This window comes from Cellulomonas marina (genome assembly GCF_900111925.1).
In the GTDB taxonomy this organism is placed as follows: Bacteria; Actinomycetota; Actinomycetes; order Actinomycetales; family Cellulomonadaceae; genus Cellulomonas; species Cellulomonas marina.
This window is the reverse complement of record NZ_FOKA01000008.1, coordinates 17313-40569: the sequence shown is the minus strand read 5'-3', so window position 1 is coordinate 40569 and position 23257 is coordinate 17313. Positions and strand designations below refer to the sequence as shown.

At 74.7% G+C, this 23257-nt stretch carries 17 protein-coding genes and 1 pseudogene; 1 reads left to right on the top strand and 17 read right to left on the bottom strand.

Annotated elements, in window-relative coordinates:
• The 9 genes from cimA to BM048_RS09860 all read right to left on the bottom strand — a co-directional run bounded on the left by cimA (position 1) and on the right by BM048_RS09860 (position 12345).
• Positions 1–1608, bottom strand: a complete 1608-nt coding sequence (cimA, locus tag BM048_RS09900) for a citramalate synthase (protein WP_090032817.1) — start codon at positions 1606–1608, stop codon at positions 1–3.
• Between the two features lie 34 nt (positions 1609–1642).
• Positions 1643–2764, bottom strand: a complete 1122-nt coding sequence (locus tag BM048_RS09895) for a branched-chain amino acid aminotransferase (RefSeq protein WP_090032815.1) — start codon at positions 2762–2764, stop codon at positions 1643–1645.
• A 105-nt stretch (positions 2765–2869) separates the two neighbouring features.
• Positions 2870–3946, bottom strand: a complete 1077-nt coding sequence (locus BM048_RS09890; protein ID WP_090032814.1) for a 3-isopropylmalate dehydrogenase — start codon at positions 3944–3946, stop codon at positions 2870–2872.
• Positions 3943–4971, bottom strand: coding sequence for a ketol-acid reductoisomerase (gene ilvC, locus BM048_RS09885; RefSeq protein WP_090032812.1), 1029 nt, complete (start codon positions 4969–4971; stop codon positions 3943–3945). The genes BM048_RS09890 and ilvC overlap by 4 nt, the downstream gene beginning before the upstream one ends.
• Before the next feature lie 58 nt (positions 4972–5029).
• A complete protein-coding gene (gene ilvN, locus BM048_RS09880) occupies positions 5030–5557 on the bottom strand; it encodes an acetolactate synthase small subunit (RefSeq protein ID WP_090032810.1) in 528 nt (175 codons plus the stop codon).
• 13 nt (positions 5558–5570) lie between these two features.
• Positions 5571–7529: an acetolactate synthase large subunit gene (locus BM048_RS09875; protein WP_090032808.1), complete on the bottom strand. Its 1959-nt coding sequence runs from the start codon at positions 7527–7529 to the stop codon at positions 5571–5573.
• A 384-nt stretch (positions 7530–7913) separates the two neighbouring features.
• The gene (gene ilvD, locus BM048_RS09870) at positions 7914–9644 is read right to left on the bottom strand and encodes a dihydroxy-acid dehydratase (protein WP_090032807.1); all 1731 of its coding nucleotides are present in this window, start codon (positions 9642–9644) and stop codon (positions 7914–7916) included.
• A gap of 69 nt (positions 9645–9713) precedes the next feature.
• Positions 9714–11576, bottom strand: a complete 1863-nt coding sequence (gene ilvD / locus BM048_RS09865; protein WP_090032805.1) for a dihydroxy-acid dehydratase — start codon at positions 11574–11576, stop codon at positions 9714–9716.
• A 103-nt stretch (positions 11577–11679) separates the two neighbouring features.
• The gene (locus BM048_RS09860; protein WP_090032803.1) at positions 11680–12345 is read right to left on the bottom strand and encodes a VOC family protein; all 666 of its coding nucleotides are present in this window, start codon (positions 12343–12345) and stop codon (positions 11680–11682) included.
• A gap of 77 nt (positions 12346–12422) precedes the next feature.
• Here BM048_RS09860 and BM048_RS09855 point away from each other — a divergent pair.
• Positions 12423–13778, top strand: a pseudogene (locus BM048_RS09855) (cryptochrome/photolyase family protein); the annotation flags it as partial.
• Positions 13779–13838: 60 nt separating this feature from the next.
• Here the strand turns inward: BM048_RS09855 and BM048_RS09850 are convergent.
• The 8 genes from BM048_RS09850 to ligA all read right to left on the bottom strand — a co-directional run bounded on the left by BM048_RS09850 (position 13839) and on the right by ligA (position 23255).
• A complete protein-coding gene (locus BM048_RS09850) occupies positions 13839–14885 on the bottom strand; it encodes a 2-hydroxyacid dehydrogenase (RefSeq protein ID WP_239078588.1) in 1047 nt (348 codons plus the stop codon).
• A gap of 113 nt (positions 14886–14998) precedes the next feature.
• Complete coding sequence (locus BM048_RS09845; protein ID WP_090032801.1) at positions 14999–15556, bottom strand: GNAT family N-acetyltransferase; 558 nt, start codon at positions 15554–15556, stop codon at positions 14999–15001.
• A gap of 13 nt (positions 15557–15569) precedes the next feature.
• Positions 15570–17078 (bottom strand): Asp-tRNA(Asn)/Glu-tRNA(Gln) amidotransferase subunit GatB, encoded by a 1509-nt coding sequence (gene gatB / locus BM048_RS09840; protein WP_090032799.1) that lies wholly within the window; start codon positions 17076–17078, stop codon positions 15570–15572.
• The gene (gatA, locus tag BM048_RS09835; protein ID WP_239079073.1) at positions 17075–18613 is read right to left on the bottom strand and encodes an Asp-tRNA(Asn)/Glu-tRNA(Gln) amidotransferase subunit GatA; all 1539 of its coding nucleotides are present in this window, start codon (positions 18611–18613) and stop codon (positions 17075–17077) included. Before gatA ends, gatB begins: the two co-directional genes overlap by 4 nt.
• Entirely contained in the window at positions 18610–18909 is a 300-nt protein-coding gene (gene gatC / locus BM048_RS09830; RefSeq protein WP_090032797.1) for an Asp-tRNA(Asn)/Glu-tRNA(Gln) amidotransferase subunit GatC, read from the bottom strand. The genes gatA and gatC overlap by 4 nt, the downstream gene beginning before the upstream one ends.
• A 17-nt stretch (positions 18910–18926) precedes the next feature.
• Positions 18927–19349: a pilus assembly protein CpaE gene (locus tag BM048_RS09825; protein WP_090032796.1), complete on the bottom strand. Its 423-nt coding sequence runs from the start codon at positions 19347–19349 to the stop codon at positions 18927–18929.
• A gap of 61 nt (positions 19350–19410) precedes the next feature.
• On the bottom strand, positions 19411–20733 hold the full coding sequence (locus BM048_RS09820) for a GNAT family N-acetyltransferase (RefSeq protein ID WP_239079074.1): 1323 nt from the start codon (positions 20731–20733) through the stop codon (positions 19411–19413).
• Positions 20730–23255, bottom strand: a complete 2526-nt coding sequence (gene ligA / locus BM048_RS09815; protein WP_090032794.1) for an NAD-dependent DNA ligase LigA — start codon at positions 23253–23255, stop codon at positions 20730–20732. Before ligA ends, BM048_RS09820 begins: the two co-directional genes overlap by 4 nt.
• Between the last annotated feature and the right edge of the window lie 2 nt (positions 23256–23257).

Genomic DNA, 23257 nt, shown 5'->3' with positions numbered 1-23257 from the left:
TCAGCGCGGCTCGACGCCGTGGTGCCGCAGGCCCCAGATGGCCGAGTCGGTGAGCGCCTCCCACGACGCCTCGATGAGGTTGGGGCCGACGCCGACGGTGCTCCAGCTCGTCTCGCCGTCCGACGTCTCGATGAGGACGCGCGTGACCGCGTCCGTGCCGTGCATGGAGTCGAGGATGCGGACCTTGAAGTCGATGAGCTCGAAGGCGGTCAGCTCCGGGTAGACGCGCCCCAGCGCCTGACGCAGCGCGTGGTCCAGCGCGTTGACGGGGCCGTTGCCCTCCCCCACCGTGACGATGCGCTCCCCGCCGGCGCGCAGCTTGACCGTGGCCTCGGCCGTGGCCGGCATGCCGCGCCCGCCCGCGCGCTCGACGATCGTGCGCCACGACTCCACGGTGAAGTACCGCGGCCGCCGGCCCTCGACCTCCTCGACGAGCAGCAGCTCGAAGGAGGCGTCGGCGGCCTCGAAGGTGTAGCCGTTGGCCTCGGCGTCCTTCACGCGGCGGGTGACGGCCGTCAGCACGTCGGGGCGCTCGGACAGGTCGAAGCCCAGCTCCCGGCCCTTGAGCTCTACGGAGGCGCGGCCGGCCATGTCCGAGACGAGCATCCGCATGTCGTTGCCGACGCCCCGCGGGTCCATGTGCTGGTACAGGTCGGGGTCGACGCGGATGGCGGACGCGTGCAGGCCGGCCTTGTGCGCGAAGGCGCTCGTGCCGACGTACGGCTGCCGCGCGAAGGGAGAGATGTTCGTCAGCTCGCTGATGGCGTGCGCGATGCGGGTCATCTCGGGCAGGCCGCCGGCGCGCTCCGCCAGGACGCGGCGGCCCTGCTTGAGCTCGAGGTTGGCGACGACGGACAGGAGGTCGGCGTTGCCCGTCCGCTCGCCGTAGCCGTTGACGCAGCCCTGCACGTGCGTCGCGCCGGCCTCGACGGCCGCGAGGGTGTTGGCGACCGCGCACCCGGAGTCGTTGTGGGCGTGCATGCCGACGAGCGCGGCGCCGCCGAGCTCGTCGTGCACCTGCGCGACCGCCGCCGCCACCCACGGCGGCAGCATCCCGCCGTTCGTGTCGCAGAGCGCGACGACCTCGGCGCCGGCCGCCGCGGCGGCCCGGACCGCCTCGAGCGCGTAGGCCGCGTCGAACCGGTGCCCGTCGAAGAAGTGCTCCGCGTCGACGAACACCCGCCGCCCCTCGCGGACGAGGAGCGCGACCGTGTCGGTGATCATCGCGAGGTTCTCCGGGCCCGTCGTGCGCAGCGCGCGCTCCACGTGCCGGATGTCGCTCTTGGCGACGAGGGTCACCACGGGCGTCTCGGCGTCGAGCAGGGCCCGGACCTGCGGGTCCTCGGCCGCCGTGGTGCCGGGCTTGCGCGTGGCCCCGAAGGCGGCGAGCTCGGCGTGCTCGAGGTCGAGCTCCTTGCGCGCGCGCCGGAAGAACTCCGTGTCCTTGGGCACCGCACCCGGCCAGCCGCCCTCGATGAACCCGACCCCGAGCTCGTCGAGCAGGGGGGCCAGCGCGAGCTTGTCCGCGACCGAGAGGTTGATGCCCTCCTGCTGGGCGCCGTCGCGCAGGGTGGTGTCGTAGACGTGGAAGGCGGGTGACGCGGTCACGGTCGGGTCCTTCGCGGGCGAGGGGGTCGGGAGCTCAGGCGAGCCGGTGCATCCAGCCGTGCGGGTCGGCGGCGCGACCGTACTGGATGTCGGTGAGCTGCTCGCGGATGCGCATGGTGACGGCACCGGCGGTGCCGTCACCCACGACGTGGTCGAACCCGGCGCCGGCCAGGCGGCCGATCGGCGTGACGACCGCGGCCGTCCCGCACGCGAACACCTCGGTGACGGACCCGTCGGCCAGCCCGGCGACGAGATCGGCCAGCAGCACCGGCGCCTCCTCGACCGCGTGCCCGGCGTCGGCCAGCAGCCGCAGGATCGACGAGCGGGTGACGCCCTCGAGGATGGAGCCGTTGAGCGCTGGCGTGCGCACGGTGCCGTCCGCGTGCACGACGACGACGTTCATGCCGCCGAGCTCCTCCAGCGTGGTGCCCGTCGTCGCGTCGAGGTAGCAGACCTGGTCGAAGCCGCGGGCGGAGGCCTCCTGCTGCGGCAGCAGGCTCGCCGCGTAGTTGCCGCCGCACTTGGCCGCCCCCGTGCCGCCGGGGGCCGCGCGGCGGTAGTCGTCGGACACCCAGATCGCGACGGGGTGCACGCCCTGCGCGAAGTAGGGCCCGACGGGCGAGGCGATGACGAGGTACTCGACCTGCCGGGACGCCCTGACGCCGAGGAACGCCTCCGAGGCGTACATGAAGGGGCGCAGGTACAGGCTCGTCTCCTCCCCCGACGGCACCCACGCCAGGTCCTGCCGGACCAGCGCCTCGATGGAGGCGAGGAAGTCCTCCTCCGGCAGCACGGGCAGCGCGAGCCGCGCCGCGGACCGCGCCAGGCGGGCGGCGTTGGCCTGCGGCCGGAAGCTCCACACCGACCCGTCCGCGTGCCGGTACGCCTTGAGCCCCTCGAAGATCTCCTGCGCGTAGTGCAGCACCGCCGAGGCCGGGTCCATCTGCAGCGGCCCGTAGGCCTCCACGCGCCGGTCGTGCCAGCCGCGCGCCTCGTCCCAGGAGACGCGCGCCATGTGGTCGGTGAAGACCGTCCCGAACCGCGGGGCGACGAGCTCGGCCTCGCGCGCCTCGTCGGGCACGGGAGCCGGGTTGGCGTGGACGACGAAGCCCCCGCCGGTCGGCGTCGCGGCGGTGGTGTCGGCGAGGGTGCTCATGGGCGGCCTTTCGCGGGACCGGTCACGACCGGTGGGACGGGTGGTGCTGGTGGTCCGTGCTGGCCGGTGGTGCGCCCGGTGCGCGGGCGCACCACCGGCGGGGGCTCAGCCGGCGACGCGCGCGGCCAGGTCCTTGCCGACCTCGGACGTCGACCGCGCCGCGGTGCCGCGCTCGGCGAGGTCCGCGGCGACGGCGGCCTCCACGCGGGCGGCGGCGGCGGTCCGGCCGAGGTGCTCCAGCAGCATGGCGACCGACAGCACGGTGGCGGTCGGGTCGGCCTTGCCCTGGCCGGCGATGTCCGGGGCCGAGCCGTGCACGGGCTCGAACATGGACGGGGCCGTGCGGTCGGGGTTGATGTTCCCCGATGCCGCGAGGCCGATCCCGCCGCAGACGGCCGCGGCGAGGTCGGTGACGATGTCGCCGAACAGGTTGTCGGTGACGATCACGTCGAACCGCGACGGGTCCTGCACGAGGTAGATCGTCGCGGCGTCGACGTGCGCGTAGTCCACGGTGACGTCCGGGAAGTCCGCGTTGACGGCCTCGACCGTCCGGCGCCACAGGTGCCCCGCGTGCACGAGCACGTTGTGCTTGTGCACGAGCGTCAGCTTCTTGCGGGGACGGGCGGCGGCCCGCGCGAAGGCGTCCCGGACCACCCGCTCGACGCCGAAGGCCGTGTTCACGGACACCTCGTTGGCGACCTCGTGGGGGGTGCCGATGCGGATGGCACCGCCGTTGCCGACGTACGGACCCTCCGTGCCCTCGCGCACGACGACGAAGTCGACCTCGCCCGGGTCCGCCAGCGGCCCGCGCACGCCGGGGAACAGCTTCCCGGGACGCAGGTTGACGTAGTGGTCGAGCTCGAACCGCAGGCGCAGGAGCAGCCCGCGCTCGAGCACGCCCGACGGCACCCCGGGGTCGCCGACCGCGCCGAGCAGGATCGCGTCGTGCGTGCGGATCGCCGCGAGGTCGTCGTCGGTGAGCGTCTCCCCCGTCGCGTGCCAGCGGCGCGCCCCGAGGTCGAAGTCCGTCGTCGTCAGCCGCGTGCCGTCGCCGTCGGCGCCGAGCGCCGCCTCGAGCACCAGCAGGCCCTGCTCGACGACCTCCGTGCCGATCCCGTCGCCGGCGATCACCGCCAGGTCGACGGTGCCGCCGGTCGCCGGACCGTCCGTCTGCGCGCTCATCGCGCCGCGGAGCCCTCGACGTAGTCCGAGTCGGACGGCTTGACCCAGGCGAAGAGCTTGCGCAGGTCGCGGCCGACGGGCTCGATCGGGTGGTCCTGGCCCTTGGCGCGCAGGGCCGTGAACTCCGGCGCGCCGGCGTCCTGGTCCTCGATGAACCGCTTCGCGAAGGCGCCGTTCTGGATGTCCGCGAGGACGGCCTGCATGTTCTCCTTCACCTGCGGGGTGATGACCCGCGGGCCGGAGACGTAGTCGCCGTACTCCGCCGTGTCGGAGACGGACCAGCGCTGCTTGGTGATGCCGCCCTCGAAGATGAGGTCGACGATGAGCTTGAGCTCGTGCAGCACCTCGAAGTAGGCGACCTCGGGCTGGTAGCCGGCCTCCGTCAGCGTCTCGAAGCCGTACTGGATGAGCTGCGAGACGCCGCCGCAGAGCACGGCCTGCTCGCCGAAGAGGTCGGTCTCCGTCTCCTCGGTGAACGTCGTCTTGATGCCGGCCGCGCGCAGGCCGCCGATGCCCTTGGCGTAGGACAGCGCGAGGTCCCAGGCCGAGCCGGACGCGTCCTGCTCGACGGCGACGATGACGGGCACGCCACGGCCGTCCGCGAACTCGCGGCGCACGAGGTGGCCGGGGCCCTTGGGGGCGACCATGAGCACGTCGTGCTCGGCGGCCGGCGTGATGTACCCGAAGCGGATGTTGAACCCGTGGCCGAAGACGAGCGCGGCGCCGGGCTTGAGGTTCGGCTCGATCTCCTCGCGGTAGACGATCCGCTGCACCTGGTCCGGCGCGAGGATCACGACGACGTCGGCGCCCGCGACGGCCTGGGCCACCGTGGCGACCGCGAGGCCCTCGTTCTCCGCCTTCTCGCGGGACGCCGACCCCTCGCGCAGGCCGACCGTGACGTCGACGCCGGAGTCGCGCAGGTTCAGCGCGTGCGCGTGCCCCTGGCTGCCGTAGCCGATGACGGCGACCTTCTTGCTCTGGATGATCGACAGGTCGGCGTCGTCGTCGTAGAACAGCTCTGCCACGGTGGAACTCCTCGTCGGTGCGTCGGTGGTGCGGGTCTGCGGTGCGGTGGTGAGGGTGTCAGGCGGAGCGCGTCACGCGCTCCAGCGCCCGGTCGGTGATCGAGCGCGGCCCGCGGCCGATCGCCACGATGCCGGACTGCACGATCTCCCGGACGCCGAACGGCTCGAGGGCCGCCAGCAGCGCGGTGATCTTGCTGGGGCTGCCGGTGGCCTCGATGACGACGGAGTCCGGCACCACGTCGACGACGTGGGCGCGGAACAGCTCGACGACCTCCAGGACGTGCCGTCGCTGGGAGAGGTCGGCCCGGACCTTGACGAGCAGCAGCTCGCGCTGGACCGAGGCGTCGTCCTCGAGCTCGACGATCTTGATGACGTTGATGAGCTTGTTGAGCTGCTTCGTCACCTGCTCCAGCGGGAGCTCGTCGACGTCGACGACGACGGTGATGCGTGAGATGTCGTCGTGCTCCGTCGGGCCCACGGCCAGGGAGTGGATGTTGAACGCCCGTCGGGCGAACAGGCCGGCGACGCGGGTCAGGACGCCGGGCTTGTTCTCGACGAGCACCGACAGGGTGTGGCGCGTGCTCATGTCGCGGTTCCTCTCAGTCCTCGCGGTCCCACGCCGGGCTGATGCCGCGGGCGTACTGGATGGCGTCGTTGCTCACGCCGGCGGCGACCATCGGCCACACCATGGAGTCGCGCGACACCGTGAGGTCGAGGACGACGGGGACGTCGTCGATCTCCAGGGCGCGCTTGATGGTGGCGTCCAGGTCGGCGTCCGACTCGCAGCGCAGCCCCACCGCGCCGTAGGCGTCGGCCATCTTGACGAAGTCGGGGATGCGGCGGGTGCCGTGGCCGGTGTGCAGGTCGGTGTTGGAGTAGCGCGACTCGTAGAACAGGGTCTGCCACTGCCGGACCATGCCGAGGGAGGAGTTGTTGACCACCGCCACCTTGATGGGGATGTCGTTGATCGTGCAGGTGGCCAGCTCCTGGTTGGTCATCTGGAAGCAGCCGTCGCCGTCGATCGCCCACACGACGCGGTCGGGGTCGCCGACCTTCGCGCCCATGGCCGCCGGCACGGAGAAGCCCATGGTCCCCAGGCCGCCCGAGTTGATCCACGACCCGGGCCGCTCGTAGCGGATGAACTGCGCCGCCCACATCTGGTGCTGCCCCACGCCGGAGACGAAGATCCCCTCCGGCCCCGTCAGCTCGCCGATGCGCTGGATGACCCGCTGCGGCGCCATGAGGCCGTCGGTCGGCTCGTCGAAGCCCAGCGGGAACGTCTCGCGCCAGTCGTCGATCTGCTTCCACCAGGCCTCGAGGTCGGGCAGGCCGTGCTGCGCGTGCTGGCGCTCGAGCTCCGGCACGAGGTCGCCCAGCACCTCGGCCAGGTCCCCCACGATCGGCACGTCCGCGTAGCGGTTCTTGCTGATCTCCGCCGGGTCGATGTCGGCGTGCACCACCGTGGCGTTCGGCGCGAAGCTCGACAGCTGCCCGGTGACGCGGTCGTCGAACCGCGCGCCGAGGGCGACGACGAGGTCAGCCTTCTGCAGCGCCGCCACCGCGGCGACCGTGCCGTGCATGCCGGGCATGCCGAGGTGCTGCGGGTGCGAGTCCGGCAGCGCGCCGCGGGCCATGAGGGTCGTCACGGCCGGGGCGCCCGACAGGTCGGTGAGCCGCCGCAGCAGGGCGCTGGCGCCGGCGCGCAGCACGCCGCCGCCCACGTAGAGCACCGGCCGGCGCGAGGTCGCCAGCAGCCGCGCCGCCTCGCGCACCTGCTTCGCGTGCGGGCGCGTCACCGGGTGGTAGCCCGGCAGCTCCATCTCCTGCGGCCAGGAGAACGTCGTCTGCGCCTGCATGGCGGACTTCGCGATGTCGACGAGCACCGGGCCGGGGCGGCCCGTCGAGGCGATGTGGAACGCCTCGCCGATGACGCGCGGGATGTCCTCGGGGCGCGTCACGAGGTAGTTGTGCTTGGTGATCGGCATCGTGATGCCGAGCGTGTCCGCCTCCTGGAAGGCGTCCGTGCCGATGAGGGCCGCGCCGACCTGACCGGTGATGGCCACCATCGGGACGGAGTCCATGTTGGCGTCGGCCAGGGCGGTGACGAGGTTCGTCGCCCCGGGGCCGGAGGTCGCCATCGTGACGCCCACCTTGCCCGTCGCGTACGCGTACCCCGCGGCCGCGTGCCCGCCGCCCTGCTCGTGCCGCACGAGGATGTGACGCAGGCGCGTGGAGTCCATCAGCGGGTCGTACGTCGGCAGGATCGCGCCGCCCGGGATGCCGAAGACGACCTCGACCCCGGCCTCCTCGAGGGACCGGACGATCGACTGCGCGCCGGTGCACGCGACGGGGGCGGTCGTCGTGCCGGCGCCCGGGGCGAGCGCACCGACGCTCGTCGGCGTGCCCGTCGCCGTGCCGATGGTGGAACCGGCCGGGACGGGAGCGGGCCGCGCGGCGACGCCGGCGGGCGTCGCCGTGACGGGCGCCGGGGTGTCGGTGGTCGTGGACCGCGCGGTGGCGTGACCCCGCGGCGGTGCCGGGTGGGGAGCCTGCGACATCGATCTCTCCCTGCGTGGGGCGGTGGGTGCTGCTCGGGTGGTCGTCGTGCTGGTGGTGCCGGTGGTCGTGCTGGTGGTGGTGCTGGTCGTGCTCGTCGTCGTGCTGCCCGTGACATGAAAAGACCCCTCGGCCGTCACGGGACGGCGGGCGAGGGGTGAGCGCGCGGACGGGTCCGAGAGCGAGGACTCAGCCTGCGCGCTGCGGGAGTACTACGACGATCGTCTGCACGTCCCTGACAGTACGCCTCGATCCGCGACCGTGTCACGTTCCTCCAGTTCGTCTCAGCATCTGGTTCACGTGTCCGTGTTGCGGACATCTCCGAGATCGATGATGCGGTCGGACGGGCGTGAGCACCCGCCCGACCGCACCCACGGCCGCGACCGTCAGATGAGCACGGCCCCGCGCGAGGCCGACTGCACGAGCTTCTGGTACTTGGCCAGGACGCCGCGCGTGAACCGCGGCGGCAGCGGCTCCCAGCCCGCGCGCCGCGCCTCCAGCTCGGCGGGCTCGACGAGCAGGTCGAGCGTCCCCGAGGCGACGTCGAGCCGGATGCGGTCGCCGTCACGGACGAACGCGATGGGGCCCGCGTCCACCGCCTCGGGGGCGACGTGGCCGACGCACAGCCCGGTCGTCCCGCCCGAGAACCGGCCGTCGGTGAGGAGCAGGACGTCCTTGCCCAGGCCCGCCCCCTTGATCGCCCCGGTGATGGCGAGCATCTCGCGCATGCCCGGGCCGCCCTTGGGGCCCTCGTAGCGGATGACGACGACGTCGCCGGCGCGGATGGTGCCGTCCTCCAGCGCGTCCATCGCCGCGCGCTCGCGCTCGAAGACCCGCGCCGTCCCTTCGAAGACGTCGGAGTCGAAGCCGGCCGACTTCACGACGGCGCCCTCCGGCGCCAGGGAGCCGTGCAGGATCGTGATGCCGCCCGTGCGGTGGATCGGGTCGTCGAGCGCCCGCAGGATCTTGCCGTCCGGGTCCGGCGGCGCGATGTCGGCGAGGTTCTCCGCCATCGTCCGGCCGGTCACCGTGAGGCAGTCGCCGTGCAGCAGGCCGGCGTCGAGCAGCGCCTTCATGACGACGGGGACGCCACCGATCCGGTCCACGTCGTTCATGACGTACCGCCCGAACGGCTTGAGGTCCCCGAGGTGCGGCACCTTCGCGGCGACGCGGGAGAAGTCGTCGAGCGTGAGGTCGACCTCGGCCTCGTGCGCGATCGCCAGCAGGTGCAGCACCGCGTTCGTCGAGCCGCCGAAGGCCATGACCACGGCGATCGCGTTCTCGAACGCCTCCTTCGTCATGATCTGGCGCGCCGTGATGCCGCGGCGCAGCAGCTCGACGACGGCCTCCCCGGAGCGGTGCGCGAACTGGTCGCGGCGACGGTCCGCGCTGGGCGGCGCCGCCGACCCCGGCAGCGACATGCCGAGCGCCTCGGCGACGGACGCCATCGTGTTGGCCGTGTACATGCCACCGCAGGCGCCCTCGCCCGGGCAGATCGCGCGCTCGATGCGGTCGACGTCCTCGCGGCTCATGAGCCCGCGCGCGCACGCCCCGACCGCCTCGAAGGCGTCGATGATCGTGACGTCCTTCTCCGTGCCGTCGGACAGCTTGACCCAGCCCGGCATGATCGAGCCGGCGTAGAGGAAGACGCTGGCCAGGTCCAGGCGCGCCGCCGCCATGAGCATCCCCGGCAGCGACTTGTCGCAGCCGGCCAGCAGCACGGACCCGTCGAGCCGCTCGGCCTGCATGACCGTCTCGACCGAGTCGGCGATGACGTCGCGGCTCACGAGCGAGAAGTGCATGCCCTCGTGGCCCATGGAGATGCCGTCGGAGACGGAGATCGTCCCGAACTCCAGCGGGTACCCGCCGGCCGCGTGCACGCCGTTCTTCACGGCCTTGGCGAGCCGGTCCAGCGACAGGTTGCAGGGCGTGATCTCGTTCCAGGAGCTGGCCACGCCGACCTGGGGCTTGGCGAAGTCCTCGTCGCCCAGGCCGACCGCCCGCAGCATGCCGCGCGCGGCGGTGGCCTCGAGCCCGTCGGTGACCTGGCGGGAACGCGGCTTGATGTCGACGCCCGGGGTGACCCCGGCCACGGTGTCCGTCACGGTGTCCGTCATGGCGCGACTCTACGTCCGCCCCACCGCCCGACGTCGCGCACGCCCGCGGCGGCGCGCGGCCCCGGGGCGTCAGGCGCGGCGGGCGCGGCTCAGGTCGCGCACGGCGCCGCGGTCGGCGCTCGTCGCCATGGCGGCGTAGGCCTGCAGGGCCTTCGAGACGTACCGGTCGCGCGCGACGGGCTGCCACGGGTGCTCCGAGGCCTCCATCTTCGCGCGGCGCTCGGCGAGGACCTCGTCGGGCACGTCCAGCCGGATGAGGCGGGTCTCCACGTCGATCTCGATCCTGTCGCCGTCCTCGACGAGCCCGATCACCCCACCGGCCGCCGCCTCGGGCGAGACGTGCCCCACGGAGATGCCGGACGACCCGCCGGAGAAGCGCCCGTCGGTGATGAGCGCGCAGACCTTGCCCAGGCCCCGGCCCTTGAGGAAGGACGTCGGGTACAGCATCTCCTGCATGCCCGGCCCGCCGGACGGGCCCTCGTACCGCACGACGACGACGTGGCCGGGCTCGACCTCCTTGCGCAGGATCCGGTCGACGGCCTCCTCCTGCGACTCGCAGACCAGCGCGCGGCCGACGAAGTGGAAGACGTCGGGGTCGATGCCGGCGGTCTTGAGCACGGCGCCGTCCTCGGCGAGGTTGCCGCGCAGCACGGCCAGGCCGCCCTCGACGGTGTAGGCGTGGGCGACGTCGCGGATGCAGCCGCCGACAGCGTCCGTGTCGAGGGAGTCCCAGACGTTGCTCGTCGAGAAGGCCTGCGTCGTGCGCACGCCGCCGGGCGCCGCGTGGAACAGGGCCCGGGCACGCTCCGTGGCCTTGCCGCCGCGCACGTCCCAGTCGTCGAGCCACGCGTGCAGCGTCGGGGTGTGCACGCTGGTCACGTCGTGGTCGAGGAGGCCCGCGCGGTCGAGCTCGCCGAGCAGCGCCGGGATGCCCCCCGCCCGGTGCACGTCCTCCATGTGGTAGTCCGGGTGGTTCGGCGCGACCTTCGCCAGGCACGGGACCCGGCGCGAGATGGCGTCGATGTCGGCCAGCGTGAAGTCGACCTCCGCCTCCTGCGCGGCGGCCAGCACGTGCAGCACGGTGTTCGTCGAGCCGCCCATCGCCACGTCGAGCGCCATGGCGTTGGCGAACGCGGCGCGGGTGGCGATGCCCCGGGGGGCGGCGGTGTCGTCCTCGACGTCGTAGTAGCGCTTCGCGAGGGCGACGACCGTGCGCCCGGCCTCGAGGAACAGCTCGCGCCGCGCGCTGTGCGTGGCCAGCGTCGAGCCGTTGCCGGGCAGCGAGAGCCCGAGGGCCTCGGTGAGGCAGTTCATGGAGTTCGCGGTGAACATGCCCGAGCACGACCCGCACGTCGGGCAAGCGTTCTCCTCCACCGTCGCCAGCGCCTCGTCGGAGACGCCCTCGTCGGCGGAGAGGTTGATCGCGTTGATGAGGTTGAGCGGCGTGCGCGCCACCCCGTCGGCGACGACGGCCTTGCCGGCCTCCATCGGCCCGCCGGACACGAAGACCACCGGGATGTTCAGCCGCAGCGCCGCGTTGAGCATGCCCGGCGTGATCTTGTCGCAGTTGGAGATGCACACGAGCGCGTCCGCGGTGTGCGCGTTGACCATGTACTCGACCGAGTCGGCGATGAGGTCGCGGCTGGGCAGGGAGTAGAGCATCCCGCCGTGGCCCATGGCGATGCCGTCGTCGACCGCGATGGTGTTGAACTCCTTGGCGACGCCGCCGGCCTCGCGGATCGCGGAGGCGACGAGGTCGCCCATGTCCTTGAGGTGCACGTGCCCCGGGACGAACTGCGTGTAGGAGTTCGCGATCGCGACGATGGGCTTGCCGAAGTCCTCGCTGCCCATGCCCGTGGCGCGCCAGAGGGCGCGGGCGCCGGCCATGTTCCGGCCGTGGGTGGACGTGCGCGAACGCAGCGGACGGCTCATCGCGAGCGGCTCCTTCGGTGGGGTGGGCCCTCACGGTACGGCGCGGTCCGCGGCCCTCCCGCGCGCGTCCGTCCTGCGGTCAGCCCGTCGGCGGGGCCGTCGTTCAGGACGTCGGCCGGCCCTGCCACGTGCAGACGCACACCTCGTTGCCCTCCGCGTCGGCCAGCACCCAGAACCGCGGCGCGCGCTCGTCGGACACGAGCCGCCCCCCGGCCGCGAGCGCCGCGGCGACGCGCCGGGGCGCCTCGTCCTCGCCCACCGACACGTCCACGTGCAGCCGGTTGCGCTGCGGCCGCGGGGCATCCATGCGCTGGAACCAGACCGACGGCCCCTCGCCCGTGGGCCCGACGAGGGAGTCACCCCTACGCTCGTCGGCGTAGCCGAGGACGGCCCGCCAGAAGGGGCGCACGGCCGGCTCGTCGAGGGCGTCGACCGCGAGCTCCACCGCCTGGACCCGCTCCGGCGCGCCCTCGAGGCCCAGCCGGTCGGCCAGCGCCGAGACGGTCCGGGCGAGCGCCACGTCACGGGCCGTCAGCCCGCCGACGTCGTGGGAGACGAGCGTCACGGTCACGCTGCCCAAGCGCAGCAGCACCTCGGGGTGGTGCCCCGCGGCCTCCGCCGCCTCGGCGACCTGCTGCACCAGCTCGGCGCCGGTGGCGAAGTCGGGACCCGTGAAGACCGCCCGCAGCGTCCCGAGGACGACCCGCCAGTGCCGGGCGTCGACCGCCGCCGCCACGCGCCCGTGCGCCAGGACCTCGTCGTCAGCCATGGGCCCACCGTGCCACCTGAGGGCCGCCCGTGATGACCGGAGCGCGCGGCCGGCGCGGGCGCCGCTAGCGTCGGCGCGTGCCCACCGTGCTGTGGTTCCGCCGGGACCTGCGCCTGTCCGACCACCCCGCGCTCGTCGCGGCGGTCGACGAGGCCCGCGCGCACGGGACGGAGGTCGTCCCGCTGTACGTCCTCGACGACCACCTGTGGGACGTCGCCGGCGCGCCACGCCTGGCCTACCTGGCGGCCGCGCTCGCCGCGCTCGACGCGTCGCTCGACGGGCGGCTCGTCGTGCGGCGGGGCCGGCCGGAGCAGGTGGTGCCCGCCGTCGCGCAGGAGGCCGGCGCGGGCAGCGTCCACGTGACGGCCGCGACGGAGCCGTACGGCCGCCGGCGCGACGAGCGCGTGGAACGGGCCCTGGCGTCGACGGGCGTGGCGCTCGTGCGGACGGGCTCGCCGTACGCCGTCGCGCCCGGCCGGCTCAGCACGGGCGGCGGCGAGGAGTTCAAGGTCTTCACGCCCTTCCGCCGGGCCTGGCTCGCGCACGGCTGGCACTCCCCCGCCCCCCGGCCCCGGTCCGTGCCGTGGGCGGTCCTGCCGTCCGACGGGGTGCCCGCCGCCGTCCCGACGGACGTCGAGCTGCCCACGGCCGGCGAGGCGGCGGCCCGCCGGCGGTGGCACCACTTCCTCGAGCACGACCTGCCCGGCTACGCCGAGCGCCGCAACCGGCCCGACGAGGACGTCACCTCCGTCATGTCGATCCCGCTCAAGTGGGGTGAGCTGCACCCGCGCACGCTGCTGGCCGACCTGGCGGCGGTGCGTCCGGGACCGGGCGGCCCGGGGCAGGCGGACGTGGACTCCTACCGCTCCGAGCTGGCGTGGCGCGAGTTCCACGCCGACGTCATGTGGCACCGGCCGGCGGCCCGGGAGGAGTCGCTGCGCGAGGTGCTGCCCGCCGACGCGTGGGCGGACGGGCCCGAGGCCGACCGCCTGTTCGAGGCGTGGACGGCCGGCCGCACGGGCTACCCGGTCGTCGACGCGGGCATGCGGCAGCTCCTGGCGCTGGGGTGGATGCACAACCGCGTGCGGATGATCACCGCGTCGTTCCTCGTCAAGGACCTGCACATCCGGTGGCAGCGCGGGGCGGCGCACTTCATGGCGCGGCTCGTCGACGGGGACGTGCCGCAGAACCAGCTCAACTGGCAGTGGGTGGCGGGCACGGGCCGCGACGCCGCGCCCTACTTCCGCGTCTTCAACCCGGTGCTGCAGGGCGAGAAGTTCGACCCGGACGGCGACTACGTGCGCCGGTGGGTGCCGGAGCTGCGGGACGTCCCCGGAGCTGCGGTGCACAAGCCGTGGGAGCTCGGGCTGACCGCACCTCCGGACTACCCCGAGCGCATCGTCGACCACGCCCGCGAGCGCGAGCGCGCCCTGGCGGACCTGCAGCGCGCGCGGGACTGGGGCGGGGCTCCGCCGCCACGACGGGTTCGAGGGTCAGCTCACGTGGTCGGCCGCGCGGTCGGGCGCGCGGTCGGGCGCGCGGTCGGGCACGGCGACGAGGTTGACCGGCGGCCGGCCGGCGAGGAGCGCCTCGAGCTGGCGCCGGACGAGCGCGGCCGTGCGGGGCAGGGCGGCGTCGACGTTGCCGCCGAGGTGCGGGGTGATGAGCACGCCGGGCGCGGACCACAGCGGGTGGTCGGCGGGTAGCGGCTCGGGGTCGGTGACGTCCAGCGCGGCGCGCAGCCGGCCGGACGTGAGCTCCGCCAGCAGCGCCGCGGTGTCGACGACCGCGCCGCGCGCGACGTTGACCAGCAGGGCGCCGTCGGGCATCCGGGCGAGGAAGGCGGCGTCGACGAGGCCCCTCGTCCGCTCGGTGAGCGGCGTGGCCAGGACGACGACGTCCGCGCCCGGCAGGAGCGCGGGCAGCTCGTCCACGCCGTGCACGTGCCCCTCGGGCTCCTCCCGCGGCCGTGACGCGACCCGCACGACCTCGGTCTCGAACGCCTCCAGCCGCCGCGCGATCGCGGCGCCGACCGAGCCGTAGCCCACGACGAGCACCCGCCGGTCCGCCAGCGAGGACCGCAGGCGCGGCGCCCAGCGTCCCTGCGCCTGGTCGCGGAGGGCGTCGTCGAGCCCCCGCTGCGAGGCCAGCACGAGCCCGAGCGCCAGCTCGGCCGTGCCGGCGTCGTGGATCCCGCGCCCGTTGGCCAGCGCGACGCCCGGCGGCACGTGCGGCAGGGCGTGCTCGTACCCGGCGCTCGGCAGCTGCAGCAGGCGCAGGTTCGGCACCTGCGCGAGGGCGTCGAAGGCGCCGGGGCGGACGAAGTAGTGCGGGATGACGACGACCGACACCTCGTCGGCCACCGCCGGGTCGAGCGGGGACGCGACGTCCCAGCCGACGAGCCGGACGCGCCCGCCCGGCAGCGGCGGGCCGGGCAGCCCCGACCCCGCACCGAGCACCACGCCCTCGGGCACGGGGCGCCCGTCGAGGTCTGCGAGGCGGGTGAGCAGGTCGTCGTCGGGCAGGGTCACGGTGAGCACGCCGCCATCCTGCCCTGCGGCCGGCGCGCGGCCGTCTCCCGGCGGTGTCACGGCGGTGTCACGGCGGTGTCACGGCGGTGTCACGGCGGTGTCACGGCGGTGTCACGGCGGTGTCACCCGAGCTGCGGCGCCTGCCGTCCCGCCCGGTACTCGTCCTCGAGCAGGCCCATGACGACCGCGTCGCACCAGCGGTCCCCGTCGCGGGCCGCCTCGCGCAACCGCCCCTCGACGACGAACCCGAGGTTCGCGTAGAGCGACTGCACCCGGGGGTTGATGGCGAGCACCTCGAGGCCGACGCGGTGCAGGGCGAGCCCGTCGAAGGCCAGCCCGAGGACGAGCTCGGTCGCCTCGGTGCCGTACCCACGACCGCGGTAGGCGGGCCGCATCGCGAGCCGCAGCCGCGCGGAGCCCGCGACCTCGTCGATGTCGCTCAGCACGATCTCGCCCAGGTACTCGTCGGAGCCGTGGGCGGTGATCGCCAGGTCGACGCGGTCCTCCGCGTCGGCGACCGTGGCCGCCCACCGCTCGACCTCGCGGCGCGTGAACGTCCGGGTGCTCCCGGCCAGGCGGCGGCCCTCCGGGTCGGTGACGGACTCCCAGAGGGCGTCGGCGTCACCGGCCCGGACGGGCCGCAGGACGACCATCTCGCCGATCAGCGTGGGCTTCTCCACGCCCCGCGCCCCCTCAGCCGGCGACGCGCTCGAGGACGAGCTCGCGCACCCGGCCCGCGTCGGCCTGACCGCGGGTGGCCTTCATGACGGCGCCGATGATCGCGCCGACGGGTCCGAGGTTGCCGCCGCGGATCTTGTCGGCGACGTCGGGCTGCGCCGCGAGCGCCGCGTCGATCGCCGCGAGCAGCGGCCCGTCGTCGGACACGATCTCCAGGCCGCGCGCGACGAGCACCGCCTCGGGGTCGCCCTCGCCCGCCAGCACGCCCTCGAGGACCTGCCGCGCGAGCTTGTCGTTGATGCGGCCCGCATCGACGAGGCCCTGCAGCGCCGCGATCTGCGCCGGCGTGATGGGCAGCTCGGCGAGCTCGGTGCCGTCCTGCTTGGCGGTGCGGGCCAGCTCCCCCATCCACCACTTGCGGGCGGCCGCCGGGCTCGCGCCACCGGCGACGGTGGCCTCGATGAGCTCGACCGCGCCGGCGTTGACCACGTCGCGCATCTCGGCGTCGGCGTAGCCCCACTCGCCCTGGAGCCGGCGGCGCCGGGCGGCGGGCAGCTCCGGCAGGGCCGCGCGGATGCTCTCGACCCACGCCGGGTCGGGGACGACCGGGACGAGGTCGGGCTCGGGGAAGTACCGGTAGTCCTCGGCGTCCGACTTCACGCGCCCCGAGGACGTCTCGCCGCGGTCCTCGTGCCAGTGCCGCGTCTCCTGCACGACGGTGCCGCCCTCGTCGAGCACGGCCGCCTGCCGCGACACCTCGTAGCGGACCGCCCGCTCCACCGAGCGGAACGAGTTGACGTTCTTCGTCTCCGTCCGCGTGCCGAGGGGGGCGTCGGGGGACGTGCGCAACGAGACGTTCACGTCCGCTCGGACGTTCCCGCGTTCCATGCGGGCCTCCGAGATACCCAGGGTGCGGAACAGGTCGCGCAGGGTCTGCACGTAGGCACGCGCGACCTCGGGCGCGCGGGCACCGGCCCCGACGACGGGTCGCGTGACGATCTCGACGAGGGGGATGCCGGCGCGGTTGTAGTCGACGAGGGAGTACTCCGCGCCGTGGATGCGGCCCGTGAGGCCGCCGACGTGGGTGTTCTTGCCGGCGTCCTCCTCCATGTGCGCGCGCTCGATCTCCACGCGGAAGGTCGACCCGTCCTCGAGCTCGACGTCGACCCAGCCGTCGTGGGCGATGGGCTCGTCGTACTGCGAGGTCTGGAAGTTCTTCGGGACGTCCGGGTAGAAGTAGTTCTTCCGCGCGAAGCGGCAGCTCTCGGCGATCGAGCAGTTCAGCGCGAGGCCGATGCGGATCGCGTACTCCACGGCGGTGGCGTTGACGACGGGCAGCGCGCCCGGCAGGCCGAGCGAGACGGGGGTCACCTGGGTGTTCGGCTCGCCGCCGAAGGCGACCTCCGCGCCGTCGAACATCTTCGTGCGGGTGCCGAGCTCGACGTGCACCTCGATGCCGAAGACGGTGTCGTAGCGGGCGACGGCGTCGTCGTAGCCGACGAGGGCCGGGGTGGTCGTGGTCATCGCTGCACCTCCAGCTCGGGGGCCTGCGCGAGCAGCGGGCCGCCCCAGCGGCTCTCGAGGGCCGCCTCGAGGGCGGCTCCGACGCGGTAGAGACGGTCGTCGGCCTTCGCGGGCGCGATGACCTGGAAGCCCACGGGCAGCCCGTCGTCCGACAGGCCCGCCGGCAGGGACAGCCCCGGCACCCCGGCGAGGTTCACCGGGATCGTCGCGACGTCGTTGAGGTACATCGCCAGCGGGTCGTCGAGCTTCTCCCCCAGGCGGAAGGCCGTGGTGGGCGCGGTCGGCGAGACGAGGACGTCGGCCTGCGCGAAGGCCGCGGCGAAGTCGCGCTGGATGAGCGTGCGCACCTTCTGGGCCGACCCGTAGTAGGCGTCGTAGTAGCCCGCGGACAGCGCGTACGTGCCGAGGATGATCCGGCGCTTGACCTCGTCGCCGAAGCCGCGGCCGCGGGTGGCGGCCATGACGCGCTCCGCCGTGACCGGGCCGTCCTCGGGCTCCACGCGCAGGCCGAACCGCATGCCGTCGAACTTCGCGAGGTTGCTCGACGCCTCGGCCGGGAGGATGAGGTAGTACGCCTCGAGCGCGTAGCCGAAGTGCGGGCAGGACACCTCGACGACCTCGGCGCCCGCCTCCCGCAGCAGCGTCAGGGACTCCTCGAAGCGGGCCAGCACGCCCGCCTGGTAGCCCTCGCCCTGCAGCTCGCGGACGACGCCGACGCGCACGCCCGACAGGTCGCCGTCGGCACCGCGCCGGGCCGCGCCGACCACGTCGGGCAGCGGCTCGGGGATCGAGGTCGAGTCGAGCGGGTCGTGGCCGCCGACGAGCGCGTGCAGCAGCGCCGAGTCCAGGACCGTGCGCGTGCAGGGGCCGGCCTGGTCGAGGCTGGAGGCGAGCGCGATGAGGCCGTACCGCGACACCGAGCCGTAGGTCGGCTTCACCCCGACCGTGCCCGTGACGGCGGCGGGCTGGCGGATGGAGCCGCCGGTGTCCGTCCCGATCGCCAGCGGCGCCTCGAAGGCGGCCACCGCGGCCGCGGACCCGCCGCCGGAGCCGCCGGGGATGCGATCGAGGTCCCACGGGTTGTGCGTGTCCCCGTACGCCGAGTGCTCGGTGGACGAGCCCATCGCGAACTCGTCCATGTTGGTCTTGCCGAGGATCGGCAGGCCCGCGGCCTTGATGCGGGCGACGAGGGTCGCGTCGTACGGCGGCCGCCACCCCTCGAGGATGCGCGAGCCGGCGGTGGTGGGCACCCCCTGCGTGACGACCACGTCCTTCACGGCGATCGGCACGCCGGCCAGCGCGTGCAGCTCCTCGCCGCGGGCGCGCCGCGCGTCGACGTCCGCGGCGGTGGCGAGGGCGTCCTCGCCGCTGACGTGCAGGAAGGCGTGGACGGCCGGCTCGACCGCCGCGATCCGGTCGAGGTGCGCCTGCGTGACCTCGACGCTGGAGACCTCGCCGGCGGCCAGCGCCTCCGCGAGCTGCGCGGCGCTGCGGCGCGTCAGGTCCGCGGGAGCCCCGCTCGTCACGGCGCTCACGCCTCCTCGCCCAGGATCTGCGGGACCGCGAAGCGGCCCTCCTCGGCGGCCGGCGCGGCGGCCAGGACCGCGCCGCGGTCCAGCGGCGCCACCGGCACGTCCGGCCGGAAGACGTTCGTCAGGGGCAGCGGGTGGCTGGTGGCGGGCACGTCGGGCGTCGCGATCTCGCTCACGCGCGCGACGGACTGGACGATGACGTCGAGCTCACCGGCGAGCCGGTGCAGCTCGGCCTCCGTCAGCTCGATGCGGGCCAGCCCGGCCACGCGCGCGACCTCGTCGCGGGAGAGGGTGGACATGGCCGCGAGTCTAGACGTCAGGCCACGGGCTCCCGGGCGGCCGAGACCAGCGCCAGCAGCGCCTCGGCGTAGGCGTCCTCGGCCGTGTCGGCGGTGAACACCTGCTCCGGACGGGACGCCAGCTCCACGAGCACCTGGTAGCGGCCGTCGGTCGACCGCGCGAGGCTCCGGAACGTCCGGCCGAGGAGGTCGCGCAACTGGTCCTCGCGCGGCAGCCACAGCGCGTCCTCCTGCCGGACGGAGTCCAGCGCCCACTCCGTCGTGCCGTTGAAGCCCAGCACGATCCCGGTCTCGTACCGGTGCGCCTCGACGACCATGTCGGAGATCGTGAACACCTGGTCCTCGAGCTGCTCGGACCGCAGGGTGAACCGGTCGCCCGGCGCGGGCGACCAGCGCAGCCCGGCGGCGCGGAGCCGCTCGGCGTTCAGCAGGGAGATCATCGCGCCAGTATCGCCGTGGCCCGGGCGGGCCGCCGGGCGGGCGACGCGCCCGTGGCGCGACTCACGGGCGCTCCGCGTAGTGGTAGGCGTCGGCCGGCAGGAAGCCCCACCGGGCGTACAGCCGGCGCGCCGCGTGGTTCTCGACCTCGACCTGCAGGAACGCGCGTGCCGCCCCCTCCCGGGCCGCGTGCTGCAGCCCCGCCTCGACGAGGCGTCGCGCCGTCCCGCGTCGTCGCTCCTGCGGGTCGACGACGAGGCACGCGAGCGCGGCCCACCCGTCGGCGGGCGCCACCCGCAGCACGCCCACCGCGGCGCCGGACCGCCACGCCGTGAGGTACGCGGCGGGCGCACCGGTGAGCAGCCGGCGGCCGACGTCGGCCGCGCGACCGTCGCCGTCGGCCTTCTCCGCCAGCCACAGCCGCACCCAGGCGTCGTCGGGCTCGGGGGACGCCGTGACCGTGACGCCGTCGGCCGGCGGCAGGGCCGTGGCGGGCACGGCCGGGAGCGCCGCGACCAGGACGAGCGTGGTCGCCCGGAGGGCGTAGCCCCGCGCGCGCAGCGCCGCGGACAGCGGCCCGGTTGGCGCACCGAGCGGCCCGTCGACCCGCACGGTGGTCGGCAGGGCGGCCGCGGCGTACACCGCCTCGACCTCGTCGAGCCCCTCGAGCAGCGTCGCCACGTCGCGCTCGTCCGGGCCTGCGACGCCGTCCGCGGGCGGGGGCGGCGTCGCGCTGTTGGCGCGCCGCGTCAGGCCCTCGGACAGCCCGACCGTCCAGCCGGCGGCCGTCGTCGTCGTGCGCAGCGGCGGCCACACCGCGCGCTCGACGGCGGCGCCGGGCGCGGGCGGCGGCGACCAGGTGTGGACCCGCAGCACGAACCCGTCGTCGGCGTCCCAGTCCCGCTCGGGCGCGGGCCGGAAGCCCAGGCGGGCGTACAGCCGGTGCGCGGTGAGCATGGAGTCGAGGGTGGAGAGCACGACCCCCGCACGACGGTCGAGGACCGCGCGGACCAGGGCCGCCCGCACGAGCTCCTCCGCCACGCCCCGGCCGCGTGCCGCCGGGTCGACCGCGAGCATGCGCAGCTCCACCTCGCCCGGCCGCGCGACCTCCGCGAAGGGCGAGCCGTGCGGGGCGACCGTCAGCGAGCCGAGCACGGCCCCGTCGTCGGTGCGGGCGACGAGCAACGACGCGTCGCGCCACCGGGACCGCGCGTCGCGCAGCTCGGCCTCGTACTCGTCGTCGCCGTCGAGCAGCCCGTCCGCGAGGTACGCGCCGGCGGTCAGCGCCCCGACGGCGTCGAGCTCGTCCTCGCGGACCGGCCCCACCGACCAGGGCGCGAGCGGGATGCCCCCGAGCGGCAGCGCTGCCGCCGTGCGCGCCGTCACGCCTCGCCCTCGGTCCCGTCGGCTGCCGACCCCTGCTCCACCGGCTCCTGCTCCACCGGCTCCTGCTCCACCGGCTCCTGCTCCACCGGCTCCTGCTCCACCGGCTCCTGCTCCACCGGCTCCTGCTCCGCCGGGTCCTGCTCCGCCGGGCCGAGCGCCGCCGGCCCGCCGGCCAGGAGCACCTCGAAGGCCTCCTCGTCGAGGATGCGCAGACCGAGCTCGCGGGCCTTGGCCTCCTTCGAGCCCGCGTTCTCCCCGACGACGACGTAGTCGGTCCGCTTCGAGACGCTGCCCGCGGCCTTGCCGCCACGGGCGAGGACGGCCTCCTTGGCCGAGTCCCGGCTGAACCGCTCGAGGCTGCCGGTCACGACCACGGTCAGCCCTTCGAGCGTGCGCTCGACGCCGGCGTCCCGCTCGTCGCGCATGCGGACGCCGGCGGCCGCCCACCGCCGGACGATCTCGCGGTGCCAGTCCCCGTCGGGCCCGGTGAACCAGTCCACGATGGACTCGGCGATGACCGGGCCGATGCCCTCGACCTGCGACAGCTCCGCCACCGCGTGCTCGGGGCCGACGTCCACGACCTCCTCCAGCGCGTCCATCGACCCGAGGTGCGTGGCCAGGGCGCGGGCGGCCGTGGGCCCCACGTTGCGGATGCTGAGGCACACGAGCACCCGCCACAGCTCCTTGCCCTTGGCGGCGTCGAGCTGGTCGAGCAGCGTGAGCGCCGATTCCGACGGCGCCCAGTCGGGCAGGGTGCGCCCCTCCGCCTCGGCCGCCGCCCGGGCGGCACGGCCGTGCCGCAGCACCCGGCGGAACGGCGTGCGCCGGCGGACCGTCCCGTCCTCGTCCTGCCGCGGCAGTCCCGTCTCGGGGTCGCGCACGACGACCTCGACCTGCGCCAGCCGCTCGAGGCTCGCCCGGCGGACCCGCTCCACGGTCTCCGCGGGCGCGTCCAACGGGTACGCGACGAGGTCGAACAGGTCCGCCTCGTTGACCACCGGGGGCACCGCCGGGGTCTCGGGCTGGGTCAGCGCCGCGGCCGTCACCTCCCCCAGCGCCTCGATGTCCAGCCCGCCGCGCGACCCGATGTGCTCCACCCGTCCCCGCACCTGCGCGGGGCACGCCCGCGCGTTGGGGCAGCGCAGGTCCACGTCGCCCTCCCGCATCGGCCGCAGCGGCGTGCCGCACTCGGGGCAGTCGCGCGGCATGTGCCAGGTGATGCGGGGGACGTCGTCGTCCGGCGTGGCGGGCGCCGGGCCGACGATCTCGGGGATGACGTCGCCCGCCTTGCGCAGCACCACCACGTCGCCGACCCGGACGCCCTTCGCGGCCACGACGTCCTGGTTGTGCAGCGTCGCCTGCCGCACCGTCGACCCGGCGACCACGACGGGCTCCATGACGCCGAACGGGGTGGCACGCCCGGTCCGGCCGATGCCCACCTCGATGGCGAGCAGGCGGGTGTTCACCTCCTCCGGCGGGTACTTGTAGGCGATCGCCCAGCGGGGGGCCCGGCTCGTCGCGCCGAGGCGCCGCTGCAGCGCGATCTCGTCGACCTTGACGACGAGCCCGTCGATCTCGTGCTCGACGTCGTGGCGGTGCGCGCCGACGCTCTCGACCATGGCGAGGACCTCGTCGAGCCCCGTGAGCACGCGCGAGTGGGAGGAGACGGGGATCCCCCAGCCGGCGAGCAGGTCGTAGACCTGGCTCTGCCGCTGCACGCCGGTGCCGCCGCCGGCGCCCCACCGCAGCGCCCCGATGCCGTGCGCGTACATCCGCAGCGGTCGCGAGGCGGTCACACGCGGGTCCTTCTGCCGCAGGGATCCCGCAGCGGCGTTCCGCGGGTTGGCGAAGGGCGCCCTGCCCGCGCGCACCTGCGTCTCGTTGAGCGCCGCGAAGGCCTCGACCGGCAGGAAGACCTCCCCCCGGACCTCGATGAGCTCGGGGTGCCCGGCGGGGTCCCCCGCGAGCTCGGCCGGGATGGTCGCGATGGTGCGGACGTTGAGGGTCACGTCCTCACCCGTGCGACCGTCACCCCGGGTCGCGGCACGGACGAGGCGGGCCGGCCCGTCGTCCGTGCGCTCGTAGAGCAGCGCGATGGCGAGCCCGTCGATCTTCAGCTCGCACAGGTGGTGCAGGTCCGCCCCGGCGACGTCGAGGTCGCGCTGCACCCGGTCGGCCCACGCCCGCAGGTCCTCCGCGGAGAAGGCGTTGTCGAGCGAGAGCATCCGCTCCACGTGCTCGACGGCGGCGAAGTCCGTCGAGAACGTGCCGCCGACGCGCTGGGTCGGCGAGTCGGGCGTCCGCAGGTCGGGATGGGCCTCCTCAAGGGCGGCAAGCGCACGCAGCACCTCGTCGTACTCCGCGTCGCTGACCACCGGGGCGTCGCGGACGTAGTACGCGAACTGCCAGTCCCGCACCCGCCGCGCCAGCCCGTCCCACCGGTGGCGGACCTCCGCGGACGCCGGGGGGACGGCGGACGGCACGGCGGACGGCACGGCGGCTCCGGGGGTGGCGCTGGTCATGG

Excerpts from the sequence above, each read along its gene's own strand:
- BM048_RS09860 (WP_090032803.1), bottom strand. The coding sequence starts at position 12,345 with ATGGCTGACGACGAGGTCCTGGCGCACGGGCGCGTGGCGGCGGCGGTC.
- gatC (WP_090032797.1), bottom strand. The coding sequence starts at position 18,909 with ATGTCCACCCTCTCCCGCGACGAGGTCGCGCGCGTGGCCGGGCTGGCC.
- BM048_RS09890 (WP_090032814.1), bottom strand. The coding sequence starts at position 3,946 with ATGAGCGCGCAGACGGACGGTCCGGCGACCGGCGGCACCGTCGACCTG.
- BM048_RS09875 (WP_090032808.1), bottom strand. The coding sequence starts at position 7,529 with ATGTCGCAGGCTCCCCACCCGGCACCGCCGCGGGGTCACGCCACCGCG.
- ilvD (WP_090032807.1), bottom strand. The coding sequence starts at position 9,644 with ATGACGGACACCGTGACGGACACCGTGGCCGGGGTCACCCCGGGCGTC.
- ligA (WP_090032794.1), bottom strand. The coding sequence starts at position 23,255 with ATGACCAGCGCCACCCCCGGAGCCGCCGTGCCGTCCGCCGTGCCGTCC.
- gatB (WP_090032799.1), bottom strand. The coding sequence starts at position 17,078 with ATGACCACGACCACCCCGGCCCTCGTCGGCTACGACGACGCCGTCGCC.
- BM048_RS09825 (WP_090032796.1), bottom strand. The coding sequence starts at position 19,349 with ATGATCTCCCTGCTGAACGCCGAGCGGCTCCGCGCCGCCGGGCTGCGC.
- BM048_RS09895 (WP_090032815.1), bottom strand. The coding sequence starts at position 2,764 with ATGAGCACCCTCGCCGACACCACCGCCGCGACGCCGACCGGCGGGGGC.
- ilvN (WP_090032810.1), bottom strand. The coding sequence starts at position 5,557 with ATGAGCACGCGCCACACCCTGTCGGTGCTCGTCGAGAACAAGCCCGGC.
- ilvD (WP_090032805.1), bottom strand. The coding sequence starts at position 11,576 with ATGAGCCGTCCGCTGCGTTCGCGCACGTCCACCCACGGCCGGAACATG.